A 13,022-nucleotide genomic window follows, 5' to 3' on the forward strand; every position below is an offset into this window, starting at 1 on the left:
TCTCGTTAGACCTTTATACATTATTTTAGTTTATCGGCTTATGATTCACCGTTTATCACAACTCTGATTTAACTAAGTATTGAGTCAATAAACAATCATATTTTGCAGTTTCGTTAATCGTCAGATACGAAAACTGCACCTAGTCACAATTATGTGACACCAACAAACCACTAAAATACCAACCAAACATATGAAAATAATAGACTATTAATAAAAGCTTAGTATTTATAAATGAAAAGATGAAGTAACGTAAAATTATGAAGTTAAGACTAATCCGCCCGTACCGATCAGAAGTGGTAGAAATGCGAACAAAATGTCGTAGCTTGAAGATCGTTTCGAAAGTCGAATAAGGAAAGGTGAAGAGAAAAACATCACCATCAAATACTGAACGACATAGTCAGAAGGAATCAGAATCAGCATCAGAACATGTGTTAATACGTGGATAGCCACTCCCCACGAATGAGGTTTGGTACGCATCATCAAGGCAAATGAAAACAGAAAGCTAATGGCAACAGGCATAAATTACACTTAATTAATAATGATTCTCATTTTCAATATTATGTTATTGTCCTTATTCCTTCAACTCAGTTTTGTCTATTGTTTGTATCGCTATTATCAATCAACATAATAAGTAAAATTATCAATGAATTTTTTCCTAAACGTTTGCGTAATCGCTAACCTTCTCTTAACCTTGATTTGAGGCTTTCATCACGGTTTTTCCATTGCTATAGTTCACCCATCAAAACGAACAAGACCATTCGAGGCATGGAGCTTCCTCGTTAATCTCAAGATGAGAAGAAGTGGTACCGACAAAATTCGGCAGATTTAAGAGGGTCAAATAATGGAAATGAACATGGTTGAGATTCTAGGCTACGCGGCTTCTATCATGGTTGCTATCTCACTAACTATGAAAGATATCGTTAAGCTTCGTATCCTTAACTTTATCGGCTGTGCACTTTTCACAGCGTACGGTTTGATGATCGATTCATGGCCAGTAGTTCTAACTAACGGTTTTATTGCATGTGTTAACGTGTACTTCCTTGCTAAAATGCAGCAGGAAAAAAAAAGCCTAGCGCCTGAAGAAGCCTAGGAAAAACGATTTTGGAAAGCCCGTAAGTATCATGCTTACGGGCTTTTTTGTTTTTGGTCGCGAGTACTGATTCGCTTTCGCTAGCGTATCCACTTCAACTTCAGAGTTTCGCGGCGGGAAAACATTTCTACATGAACCGATACAACGCCCTTCACTTTTTCTAATGACTCTTCAGAGTCCGCCTCACAAGTTATCAGTAAGCGCTCCCCTTCTAACTTAAACTCCGTATTTCCAACAGGAAATGTCACCAAACCTTTTTCATCATTCCAAGTCGCCGGTACTTTACGCGCGAAGTGGCGACACAAAGTCACGAGATATTTCGCCGCATGCTCGCTTTCAATTACAGTGGTTTCTTTGATCATTTCAGTCCCTCGTCCCTTTCATAAAAAAGGCTCTCGTACGAGAGCCAAACATCTAAGGTTGTTGTTATTGCCCTTAGAGTTAGAATTGATAAGCGGCAGACAACTTGTAGTTACGCCCTGGTTCGTAATCGTCTAACGTAATCCCCCTTGCAGTGCCTGAGCGAGAGGCGTGGGATGTGTAGAGCTCATCAAATACGTTATCAATACCAAAAGTGACCGATAGCCCGTCAACGTCAGAAGGCACCCATTGTGCGTACAAGTTATGAACATCGTAACTGTCTTTCTTAGGTTGGCCGTCAAACACGTTGTCTTCTTCAAGCACAAACATTGAGTTCCAGCCGAAAATGGTTTCTAACGAATCAGATTGGTAATCTAGCGTTAAAGCGATGCTGTCACCCATGTCAATACTACGGCCATTACCACCCGCGACTGGGCCGCCCGTATCTTTGTTCTTTGTATCCGACTTAGAATAAGACAGCTTGCTGCCGAAGCTTTCGTAACCATAGAAAGCACTCGCTTCAAAACCTTTGATCTCGACATCACCCTCATTGTAAATAAGGTATGTTTGAGTCGCTCCTTGATACGCTTCTGCAATGTAGTCATCAATATCGGTTTGGAACACGGTTAGGTTTGCGCCAAATGTGTGTTCATCTAACGTCTTATTGAAACGAACACCACCTTGGGTGTTAAGTCCCGTTTCTGGCTTCAAACCATCTTGTAGATAAGCCACATCTTGATAAGCAATAAAGGTTTCCATTAGCTCTGGACCTTTAAACAGCGAGCGAGAACTTGCAAACAACGTCCAGTCTTGTGTTACTGCCCATTCTGCCGCTAGTGCCCATGTCACTTCGTCGTAATCGTTGTTACCTGTTTCAGCTTTGCGTTGGTAGTCGTCAAATCGTAGGCCAGCTGTGATCGAAAGCGCGTCCGAGATAAAGAATTGGTCTTCAACGAACAAAGCTGTAGAAACCGCAGATTCATCCATGAACTTGCTGCTGCCATAGTAACTTTCAGAAGTCTTATCCATGTAATCAAGGCCGTAAGTCGCGCGATGATCAAAGCTACCCAGAGTGAGCAATGATTGGAATTTTGCGCTTAAGCCAAAGTTCTGGTTTTTCGCGGTATTTTTCGATAAGCGGTTTGCTGGCCAACGCGGCGCCATGACAGATTCATCACGGACGATTTCGGTTTCCGTGTTGTATAACGTGACGTCCCCTTGGTGTTGCTCATCACGAAGCTCATAACTTAATGTGACCGTGTCACGATCATAATCGGTTGGAATCAGAAGCTCACTCGACAAACCGTTATTGGCATCACCAGACATATCAGGGCGTGGGTTGTAATCACCACTGTCACGATACATATCGTATGAGATTTCTAGTCGGTGAATATCGCCAAACTCATAACCGAGCTTACCTAAGATGTTGTAAACATCTCCTTCCGCACCAAAGGTTTTATTGCCATCACCATCTTTAAAGTCATCACGTGTTACGTAGTGACCATAGACCATCGCGTCCACGTTTTCAGACAACAATCCATATAGTGTTAGAGAACCTTGTTGGTTGTCGTTAGACGCATAACCGCCGTAAACGCGAGCACCAAAGTTTTCATCGTAACGCAGCAGATCACGAGCATCTTTAGTTTCAAAGTACACTGAACCGCCAAGACCGCTTTGGGTAACTGAGTTATTACCCACTTGGATATCTGCTGACTTTAGAATGTCTGGGTTAAGCGTAAGGTTACCAATATGGTGGAACATGTTGGCGTGCTGAGAGGCACCATCTAAACGGATATCAAGATCGGTTTCACCCAGGCCACGAATCGTAATACGTTGATTGACAGAGTGTGTACCACCCACGTCGACGCCGGGAATATCACGAAGCAAATCAGACATGTGGTCAGCTTGTTTGAGCGACATGTCGTCGGCAAACATTGATTCGGTGTTACTGGATACCTTCGTACCCCACACCACGACCTCTTCGAAATGAGAATCTTGATCTTGGGCTAAAGCGGGATGAGCAAGCGCCACCCCGACTGCTAGGCATAGGCTTGAAAGCTTAATTGGTGAGCTTACTGGGCTTTCCATAAACGTCTTCCTAAATATAAATGATAATAATTCTCACGTATGATAGGGTCGCTATTGATAAATACAAAGACGAATCACTTATGCGAAATCGCATAGGTGTTATGAGGAAACGTCAAATGGCGGAAGAGACCAAAAAAAGAACTAAAATTGCCAAAGTGGCTCTAACCAAAAAGCTTGAGCAGACGGAAAAACAGATCATTGTGACTCAAGGTCAAAGCAACCAAACCCAACTCGCGGAAGGTCAATTCCTCTCCTACCAATACAACGATCAAATCTTTGTTCATGGCGGACGTTGCATTGAATTAGTCGATTCGAATATCGTTTCAACCGCACATTCCGCACTACTGATTACCATTCTGTTGGAGGGGAAACTCTCTTTTGGTTACGACGACCTCCAATTTGATTTTGACGCAAGCAAAGGCCCACAAGGCGTGGTTGTTAACCTAGCTAAGCCTGCAAACTTCCGCCGCTCGCTGATTCAAAACAACCGCATGAATAAAATTAATATTCTTATTAAGCCACCTTGGTTGGAATCGAGAATGGCGGGACATTGCGGTCACAAGCGCTTTATTGAAACTCACCAAGCCTTTTACACGCTGGAGCTTAATGAGACGTTAATTGATTTGACACGAGCTCTCACTCAACATGAATCTCCGACAAACATGAAAGATCGTATAGAGGTAGAGAGTTTGATTTACCAAGTGCTCTCCCACTCGATTGGGCAAATGCCAGACGACTACTGCGCAGAGTGCGAAGAGAAAAAGCGTTCCGGCGATGCTCGAATCGAGGATGTCGTCAGTTATATAGAGACGCACCTCGAAGAGGATTTAACCTTAGAACGCTTAGCAGAACAGTTCTCGATGAGCGTTTCTAACCTGCAGCGTCGCTTTAAACAGTCTTTTAATATGACCATCAACGGTTACATCCGTCACCGCCGCTTAGAGATCGCTCGTCAGCATTTGGAGCGTGGATTAGTCACCATCACAGAAGCAGCATACGAGGCGGGTTATCACCACCCATCGAACTTTACCAACGCCTTTAAGAAAGTGTTTGGTGTTCCGCCGCACGAGGTCGTAAACAGCCATTGATGGTATTCATGTCAACGCCACAAAATAGGTTTGCTCTCAAAGCCATTTGGGAAGATAAACACTTGGCGTTATACTCGCGAGAAAGGTTTTCTGAAATACAGAGGTCATCATGAATATTGGTGCAGTTGCGAAATTAACAGGGTTGTCTTCTAAGTCGATTCGTATGTACGAAGACAAAGGCATCATCTCCTCACCGGCTCGCAGCGATTCAGGCTATCGCGAATATTCTGACAAACATATCCAAGAGCTCAACCTTGTTTCCCGAGCGAAAAACGCAGGATTCTCACTGCAAGAATGCAAAGAATTTGTGCAACTGGCGCACAACCCAAATCGCAAGAGCAGCGAAGTGAAAGCGCGTACGATGGATAAGCTTCATGAAGTTGAGCAAAAGATCGCTCACTTGTTGGAGATTAAAAAGCAATTAGAAGGTTGGGTTTCATCTTGCCCAGGCGATGCCGAGAGCCGATGTCCAATCATTGACGAGCTCACCAAGTAAGCTCGCCAACATTTCTATTTCGTTTAAATTTAATGGATATAGCTTTAATGGTAAGTGCACATACGCTTGCCATTAAGCTCAATGATATTAAAAGGTGTCTCGTAGATATCTTCCAACGTGGATGCCTGAATCACCTCCTCTACTTTGCCAGTGGCAACCACTTTGCCCTTCTTCAATGCAAGGATCTCGTCGGAGTAACAAGCCGCAAAGTTAATATCATGAATCACTACAACCATGGCTTTATTCATATCGTGAGCAAGGCGCTGAACGACTTTCATGATCTGTAGCGAGTGCTTGATATCAAGATTATTCAAGGGTTCATCGAGGAAAACATAATCCGTATCTTGGGCAATCACCATCGCAATAAACGCCAACTGTCGTTGACCACCACTCAATTCATCTAAGAACTTATCTTGAATTTCTTTCAGGTCTAAGTAGTCAATTGCTTGCTCGATGATCGCGTGATCATCTTTGGACAAGTTACCTTTTGAATAAGGGAATCGCCCAAACGAGACCAGTTCTTTCACGGTAAAACGCATCGTGATCGTGTTTGCTTGGCGCAACACCGCCAGTTTTTTCGCAAGTTCTTTTGTGTCCCATTCTGCAATCTCTTTGCAGTCAATCATGACACTACCGCCATCTCGCTCGGTTAATCGTGACGCCATCGACAGCAAGGTACTTTTTCCTGCTCCGTTTGGACCAATAATCGATGTCACCTTCCCTTTCTCAAATTGGGTATCCGCACCATCAACCACTTTGTTGGAACCAAATGCTTTGGTTAATTTATCTATAACTATCATGTTTATACGACTTTGTTTTTCAGCAGTAGATACAAGAAGTAGATACCGCCAATAAAGTTAATCACCACGCTCAGCGTCGTTTCAAATGAAAACAGGTTTTCTATAATCCACTGCCCCGACAACAAGGCACAAATTGCCATCAATGAACAACCGACTAATAGGGTACGATGCTGGTAAGAGTGGAACATTTCACGGCTCAAGTTCGTCACCAATAAACCAAAGAACATGATTGGACCGACTAAAGCCGTCGAAATGGCAATGAGAACCGCAGAGAGAATAAAGATATTGCGCGTCACTTTAGGGACATCAACGCCTAGACTCTTAGCATTGTCTTGGTCTAGCCAAAAAACATCTAAAGTGCGATGCATGCGATACAACAACCAACAAGCGATGAGCAATATAGGCGAACTGAGATACACCAAGTTCACCTTCACATTGTTGAAACTCGCGTACAGTTTAGATTGCACAAACGCAAACGTATTTGGGTCCATCAGAAGGGAGAAGAGCACCGCAATATTGCTAAACAACTGCCCAAAGATCAGCCCAACTAACAGCAAAGTGATGAGATTGCGCCCGCCTTTTGAAAAATAAAACCCAAACAGCAACATCGAAAAGCCTACCATCACCAACACAGCAATCGAGAAGTTGATGTAAACATTCAGAACGAGCGCACTTAAACCACCAAACAACAAAACAATCAGCACTTGCGTCAACACATACAACGCATCAAACCCCATGATACTTGGAGTAAGAATCCGGTTGTGGGTAATGGTTTGGAACACCAACGAAGATTGAGCGATCGCAATACCCGCCAACACCATGGCTAGCACTTTAGGCACACGTCGCGACAAAAAGTACTGGTAGTTATCTGCCGTTAAGCCAATGCCAATAAACAAAAACGCAAAAAGCAGCGCGACGGCTGCCAATAAGAACAGTTTCTTGGAATCACGCACTTTGCTTACCTCGCAACAACATCGCGATAAACACCACCCCGCCTAAGATACTGATCACGATTGAAATCGGCATTTCATGAGGGAAGATGATCAATCGGCTAACCAAGTCACACGCCAAAACGAGTATTGCCCCGTACATGGCAGTAAGCGGGATATTGCGTTTAAGATTGTCGCCATAGAAGTAACTGACTAAGTTTGGAACAATGAGCCCTAGAAATGGCAGTTGACCTACGATCATCACCACACTGGCAGACATTACTGACACCAAAAGTACGCCTAACGTCACCACTTGTTGATAGTTCAGGCCAAGGTTTACTGCAAAGTCTTTACCAATGCCAACAGCGGAGATACGCGCAGCAAATAAGTAACTTAAAAGGGCGACGGGAACAGCAATATAAAGCAGCTCAAAATCCCCACGCAAAATGTTGGCAAAGTTTGCCACGCTCCACGCTGACAGACTTTGTAGCGCATCGTATTTGTAGGCAATGAAGGTAGTAACGGCGTCAACAACGTTACCAAAGATGATGCCTACGAGCGGCACAAACACGACACTTTTGAATTGGATGCGTTGAATGAACTGAACGAACATCAAGGTACCCAGAATAGAGACTGCAAAGACAAGCCAAAGTTGCTCGCCATTACCAAAAAACACCACACTCATTACGTAACCAAGCATGGCACACTCAATCGTGCCCGTTGTTGAAGGCGCGGCGAATCGGTTTTGGCTAATTTGCTGCATCACTAATCCAGCGATGCTCAGCCCTGCTCCAGCAAGAAGAATGGCAAATAGACGCGGAATTCGGCTAGTAAAGAAGAGTTCTATTGCTTTTGCATCGCCCGAAAACAACTGTTGGGGTGTCATATTTGCCACCCCAACAAACAACGATGCGACGCTTAGAACAATAAGAACAAGCAATAACTTTTTCAAAGTTAACCTCAGCTAGCTTTTTTACAGATCGATCGTGTGTTTGATTTCACTCACCATCTTTTCCGTCGCGGTTACGCCAGACATTGCTAAGTACCAAGCATCAACATCTAGGAAGGTAATTTTCTTGTTCTTGTATGCCGAAGTTGCTTTAACCAAATCGTTATCCAACGCTCTAGCGAGGTCATTGTCAGACTTTGCGTGAAGTGAGTTTCTATCAATGACTAGAATATTTTTCGGGTTCGCTTCGCGGATAAACTCGTAAGAGATGACATCACCGTGCGTGCCTGTTTTGAGGTTCTTCACTGTTTCAGTAAAACCAAAATCTGTGTAAATCGCGCCAAAACGAGACTTCGCACCGAATGCACTGATGTTGTCTCCGATACTCAAAATCGTGAGTGCATCATTATTATTAGTTTGGTTGTATTCGCGAATCGCCTTGAACTGTGCATCCAAGTTTTCGATCTTTTGCTCAACCTTGTCCTCTATGTTGAAGATCTTACCAAGATTACGCCATTGTCCTTTTGTGCCCTGCCAGTAATCTTCTTTCTCTCCTGATGCAAAAACGACTGTTGGTGCAATTTCACTTAACTCATCGTATTTCGAAGAACCACGAGGACCAACCAAAATCAAATCTGGTTTTTGCATATAGATGGTTTCGAAATCCGGTTCAAACAAACTACCAGCAGAGGTGTAATTGTCTTTATTGTATTTCGATAAGTATTTAGGAAGATGCGAGGCATTCGAGACTGCAACAGGGTCGATATTAAAGCTATCGAGCATATCAAGAGGGCCAAAGCCAATCACAACCACACGCTTTGGTGATTGTTCGACTTCTGTCGTTCCCATGTAGTGATCGATTTTGACGGTTGCAGCAAAAGCAGGTGAGATTGTGAGCAGCGAAACAAGAGCCGCACTGACGAGTTTTTCCATTATTTTAAACCTTAAATGAGATCCATTATCATGCGCATTCGCAATATATCGTTACTCACATAGGCATTCAACCGATTATTTAATAACTTTACATTCGTTACACTTCTAAATTGGCTTAATAAATCAACAAATTACACTGTACCGATATCGGATTTGAGACGGTAAGCGCAAAATAATAATTTTCATGTTTATCTCGTGATCGAGTGCTTATACTTCAAAACAAGTCTTATCAAAAAGGATTAGAAAATGAAGAAGTTAGCATTAATGGTTTTTGTCGCAGCGCAACTGATGGCTTGTACAGAGGTGGGCAGTGAAGCGTGGTGTAACGACATGAAAGAAAAGCCGAAAGGCGAATGGACCGCTAACGAAGCGTCTGATTTTGCTAAAAATTGTGTTTTTAAATCAGAATAAACACACAGTATTCTGATTGATTAACAGATAAACCAGATAGCCCGCAGCTTTTATTTTTAAAATGGAATCGTGCGGGCTATTCATAGGCATCAAGAAACGCTTTTAGTGCAAGTTCATCAACAATCTCTAGCCCCTGTTCGCCCTTTCTGATCAACCCCTTTTCCATTAAATCTTTCACCGCTCGGCGATAAACACGCCCCGAAGTGCCAAATCTTTCGGCTTCTTGGTTTACTTTGCCAAATCCACCCAACAAGGTATTAGTCTGTTTTTGCACCAACAAATCATAAGCAATGTTGTAAGTAATTGGGTGTAACAAGCGATTGGTATAGATGTCCATTGAATCCTGATAATCCTCCGCCAAAGCAGAAGCAAAGAAGAACATCATGTCAGGTTGCTGATGCAGCGCCTCAGTCAGTTTTTGGATACAGATGATATCCACCTGCATGTGTTCATCAGCTACCACATTCCATTGGCAAGGCGTTTGTGTGAAGTACTCCATTTCACCATAGATATGATAATCGCAATTGGCTTCACCCAGTTGGAAACGACGTCCATTAGCTGCAATGATGCTCATCGAAACTCGACCGACTGGCACAACATAGAGATATTGAAGTTGTTCACCTTGGCGAAGGATCTCTTCACCAGAGTCAAAGTATCGACTGCCGATTTGGCATTGATAGATTAAGTCACGAAACTCGGCACTTTTCTGTTCTAGAAAGCTTTTGAAACGTCCTGTCGGATAAGGGCTTATTTTCACGTGAGTTTCTCTTTAATGACAACAATCTCAAGTAGATTGTACTCGCTAGAATCGTTTGATGACAGCCAATGAAAAAGCGACACCAAGGTGCCGCTTATAAAATTAACTAAGCTGTGATCTGGTTAACTCTGTGCAATTAAGGCTTCAAGAGCAGCGTAAGACGCTAAACGCTCCCCTTCCATCATCACTTGCGCTTCGTCTACGTACTGCCCTACGCCTTCTTTCACATCCTGCTTATACAAAACCACATTGTTCAGAATGGAGGCGACATTCAGACCACGCAGTCGACCGACGGTAAATAGAGCTGAGGTTTCCATATCCGCGCCGAGAATACCTTTATTGTTCCAGTATTCGCAGATCGCTTCTTCGTCGTCGGTATAGAAGCTGTCATGGGAACGAACCACACCTAAATGATAGCGCGCCTCTTTTTCGGCTAAATAGCTGTCCAGCGCTTTCAGTAATGAAAAGCTCGCGTAAGCCGGATACGAAGAGCGAACGTATGCTTTCGAGCCACCTTCGTCTCTTACTGCGCCTTCAGCCACAATCAACTCACCAAGTTGGATGTTGGATTGCATCGCGCCAGCCGATCCCACACGAATCACATCTGTCACACCACACTGCTTTAACTCTTCCACCGCAATGATCATCGAAGGTGCTCCGATACCTGTACTGCACACTGATACGCGCTGACCTTGGTATGTTCCCGTAAACACTCGATACTCACGGTTTTCAGAAACCAATTCTGCGTTATCAAACAACGCGGCAATACGGTTTGCTCGATCTGGTTCACCGCAGACGATCACTCGCGATGCTATCTGGGTGTTGTCTACGCCAATATGAGGTTGTTTCATCATTGGCTTAACCTTGCGCTGTCGCTTGAGTTAGGGTTTTCTCACCGTTACGTTTTGCGCTACGTGCCCACTCTCTTGTGCCGTTTGCTGCGATGAACATGAGAATCGCGTATTGAACCGACATTGCGTACACACCTTGTGTTGCGTAAATACCAACGCTGATGATGTTGATTACGACCCAAAGAATCCAGTTCTCAACGTACTTACGTGTCATCAAGATTTGCGCCACGATAGAAAGCACGGTCATGGTTGCATCCCAGAATGGGAAAGCATCTGGCTCTAAGACTGGCTCAGACAAACCTGCACCGAACACATTCAGCGTATCAACGGCAATGTTAGCCAACGCAAAGAAGAAAGGGTCGATGTAAATCGTTAACATCGCAATCGCAACAATGCTTACTGAACCTGTCGCAATCAGCTTCTGTTTGCTTAACCAACGTACCTCAAGTGTCTCACCTTGTGCATTTGGTCTTGTCCATGCATACCAGCCATAGATGTTGGCGCAGAAGAAGAACAGTTGAAGCAGAAGCAATCCGTAAAGCTGAATCTGGAAAAAGATAACGGCAAAAAGTGTTACGTTCAGCAGACCGAACAAGTAGTTGATCGTTTTTTCTTGGCTTGCAAACCAAATACAAAGCAGACCGAAAACCGTACCAAACGCTTCGATCCAGCTCATTGCATAGCCACCACCAATAGGAATGTTAACAAGGGTGTTGTTGATGTCTAACAGGGCAAATAGGTCCATGAAGATGTCCTTTATTATTGTGCTTGGGATGCGCTCATCTTATTGCCTCGCAGCAAACAAAAAGGAGGACATTTGTCCTCCCTTTGATGTATCCGATCATAAATCAGATCAATAATTGTTTTATATTGTAGTGTTCCCACTACGCAGTAATGGTTTAAGACTCTAACCCCGAATAACGTTTTTTAAACGCCGATGCCGAAGCAAAGAGTAATGTTGCTAAAAGGGTAATAACAAAACCGATTGAGAATTCAAAAGCTTCGTTGACTAATAGTTGATAGCAACTTAATAAAAAAATGAACGCAACCGCTGTAACATTCAAACGATGAAACCAAGGGTGTTTCACCGAGAACTTCGCGTATCCCTTTGACAACATATTGCTAATCCACCGAATATATAATTAACACTTCTATTTATAATGAAAGTTAATACTAAGCCTTTCTCATACAAAGAGAAATAATTTATTACTAATTTCTAGCAAAATGTCACAACGGAAAGCGAGGGCTATTGACTAGACACAACCTTCACACTGTTACGCTCAACCAATGTAGGTTCAAGCTGAACAACCTGAGCTTCATCAGATTTATCATCCAGTTTTCGCAATAAAGTTTCGACTGCGGCTTGCCCTAGACGGTATTTCGGTTGGTGGATCGTTGTTAAAGATGGAGACATGAACTTGGCGATATGAATGTCATCATAGCCAATAATGGATAACTGCTCTGGAATTTTAATGCCTAGCTCGTTGGCCGCGTTAATTGCGCCCATTGCCATCATGTCGTTGGAGACAAAAATCGAGCTTGGGAGCGGACCACGTTCCGCCATCTTCTTGAAGGCTTGATAACCACCTTCACATTCAAAGTCAGATTCAACAATCCAGTTTGCATTGAACTCAAGCCCAGCTTCAATCATCGCTCGCTTATAGCCTTCGTAACGCATTTGCGCTTGATGCTTGATTAGTGGACCTGTAATACAACCAATCTCTTGGTGGCCGCAGTCGATAAGGTATTTAGCTGCAAGATAGCCACCACGAAGCGAGTTATCTTGGATCTTATCGCTGGTGAACAACATTGGGCCCCAATCCATGACTACAACTGGAATATCAGGGTAACGTTCGAATACATCAATACGCTCCCCTTCTAACGATGAACACATCAAAATCAAACCATCAACGCGCTTTTGCAACAACGTATTGATAGATTCACGCATTCGCTCGTTATCGCCTTCAGTGTTACACAGGATCAGGCTGTAGCCTTTATGGTAGCAACTGCGCTCAACACCTTTTACCACTTCACCGAAAAATGGGTTGGTTGAGGTGGTCACTAGCATACCAATAGTTTTGGTGCGATTGACTTTGAGGCTACGCGCCAAAGCAGACGGCGCGTAGTAATTGAGTTCTTTGGCAGCGTTGTTGACTCGTTCTGAGATCTCTTCGCTGACAAAGCGAGTTTTGTTAATAACATGGCTCACAGTTGAAGTGGAAACCCCTGCCAGTTTTGCGATGTCTTTCATCGTTGCCATGTTATTACTC

At 43.5% G+C, this 13,022-nt stretch carries 15 protein-coding genes; 4 read left to right on the plus strand and 11 right to left on the minus strand.

Features of this window, described 5'->3' with window-relative positions:
- Positions 1-255 precede the first annotated feature (255 nt).
- Positions 256-519: a hypothetical protein gene (locus A9237_RS22450; RefSeq protein WP_020196659.1), complete on the minus strand. Its 264-nt coding sequence runs from the start codon at positions 517-519 to the stop codon at positions 256-258.
- 322 nt (positions 520-841) lie between these two features.
- Between A9237_RS22450 and A9237_RS22455 the strand changes: the two genes are divergently transcribed.
- Entirely contained in the window at positions 842-1,090 is a 249-nt protein-coding gene (locus A9237_RS22455; RefSeq protein WP_005431786.1) for a YgjV family protein, read from the plus strand.
- An 80-nt stretch (positions 1,091-1,170) separates the two neighbouring features.
- Here A9237_RS22455 and A9237_RS22460 read toward each other — a convergent pair whose 3' ends face one another.
- Positions 1,171-1,452: a DUF2218 domain-containing protein gene (locus A9237_RS22460; RefSeq protein ID WP_045412293.1), complete on the minus strand. Its 282-nt coding sequence runs from the start codon at positions 1,450-1,452 to the stop codon at positions 1,171-1,173.
- 79 nt (positions 1,453-1,531) lie between these two features.
- Positions 1,532-3,538, minus strand: a complete 2,007-nt coding sequence (locus tag A9237_RS22465; protein WP_078609718.1) for a TonB-dependent siderophore receptor — start codon at positions 3,536-3,538, stop codon at positions 1,532-1,534.
- A gap of 116 nt (positions 3,539-3,654) precedes the next feature.
- Here A9237_RS22465 and A9237_RS22470 point away from each other — a divergent pair, with 116 nt between their 5' ends.
- Together A9237_RS22470 and cueR are read left to right on the plus strand one after the other, a co-directional pair.
- Positions 3,655-4,626: a helix-turn-helix domain-containing protein gene (locus tag A9237_RS22470; protein ID WP_009704149.1), complete on the plus strand. Its 972-nt coding sequence runs from the start codon at positions 3,655-3,657 to the stop codon at positions 4,624-4,626.
- A gap of 109 nt (positions 4,627-4,735) precedes the next feature.
- Positions 4,736-5,122, plus strand: coding sequence for a Cu(I)-responsive transcriptional regulator (gene cueR / locus A9237_RS22475; RefSeq protein ID WP_005437780.1), 387 nt, complete (start codon positions 4,736-4,738; stop codon positions 5,120-5,122).
- 44 nt (positions 5,123-5,166) lie between these two features.
- Here the strand turns inward: cueR and vctC are convergent, their stop codons facing one another.
- From vctC to A9237_RS22495, 4 genes are read right to left on the minus strand one after another with little or no spacing between them, the layout of a single operon-like run.
- A complete protein-coding gene (gene vctC / locus A9237_RS22480) occupies positions 5,167-5,922 on the minus strand; it encodes an iron chelate ABC transporter ATP-binding protein VctC (protein ID WP_039989758.1) in 756 nt (251 codons plus the stop codon).
- A gap of 2 nt (positions 5,923-5,924) precedes the next feature.
- The gene (gene vctG / locus A9237_RS22485; protein ID WP_078609719.1) at positions 5,925-6,875 is read right to left on the minus strand and encodes an iron chelate uptake ABC transporter permease subunit VctG; all 951 of its coding nucleotides are present in this window, start codon (positions 6,873-6,875) and stop codon (positions 5,925-5,927) included.
- Positions 6,868-7,803, minus strand: coding sequence for an iron chelate uptake ABC transporter permease subunit VctD (gene vctD, locus A9237_RS22490; protein WP_038867975.1), 936 nt, complete (start codon positions 7,801-7,803; stop codon positions 6,868-6,870). Before vctD ends, vctG begins: the two co-directional genes overlap by 8 nt.
- Positions 7,804-7,824: 21 nt before the next feature.
- Positions 7,825-8,733 carry a siderophore ABC transporter substrate-binding protein gene (locus A9237_RS22495; protein ID WP_078609720.1) on the minus strand — a complete coding sequence of 303 codons (909 nt, stop codon included), beginning with the start codon at positions 8,731-8,733 and terminating at the stop codon, positions 7,825-7,827.
- A 246-nt stretch (positions 8,734-8,979) separates the two neighbouring features.
- Between A9237_RS22495 and A9237_RS22500 the strand changes: the two genes are divergently transcribed.
- A complete protein-coding gene (locus tag A9237_RS22500; RefSeq protein ID WP_078609721.1) occupies positions 8,980-9,144 on the plus strand; it encodes a DUF3012 domain-containing protein in 165 nt (54 codons plus the stop codon).
- Between the two features lie 76 nt (positions 9,145-9,220).
- On the opposite strand, the gene A9237_RS22505 is transcribed toward A9237_RS22500, so the two are convergent.
- From A9237_RS22505 to A9237_RS22525, 4 genes are all read right to left on the minus strand, one after another.
- Entirely contained in the window at positions 9,221-9,901 is a 681-nt protein-coding gene (locus tag A9237_RS22505; protein WP_005437794.1) for a Crp/Fnr family transcriptional regulator, read from the minus strand.
- Between the two features lie 122 nt (positions 9,902-10,023).
- Positions 10,024-10,755: a nucleoside phosphorylase gene (locus A9237_RS22510; protein WP_078609722.1), complete on the minus strand. Its 732-nt coding sequence runs from the start codon at positions 10,753-10,755 to the stop codon at positions 10,024-10,026.
- A gap of 4 nt (positions 10,756-10,759) precedes the next feature.
- Positions 10,760-11,497: a nicotinamide riboside transporter PnuC gene (pnuC, locus tag A9237_RS22515; RefSeq protein ID WP_005435753.1), complete on the minus strand. Its 738-nt coding sequence runs from the start codon at positions 11,495-11,497 to the stop codon at positions 10,760-10,762.
- A gap of 501 nt (positions 11,498-11,998) precedes the next feature.
- On the minus strand, positions 11,999-13,012 hold the full coding sequence (locus A9237_RS22525; protein ID WP_078609723.1) for a substrate-binding domain-containing protein: 1,014 nt from the start codon (positions 13,010-13,012) through the stop codon (positions 11,999-12,001).
- Between the last annotated feature and the right edge of the window lie 10 nt (positions 13,013-13,022).

Origin of the sequence: Vibrio owensii (genome assembly GCF_002021755.1) — a bacterium.
GTDB classification, from domain to species: Bacteria; Pseudomonadota; Gammaproteobacteria; order Enterobacterales; family Vibrionaceae; genus Vibrio; species Vibrio owensii.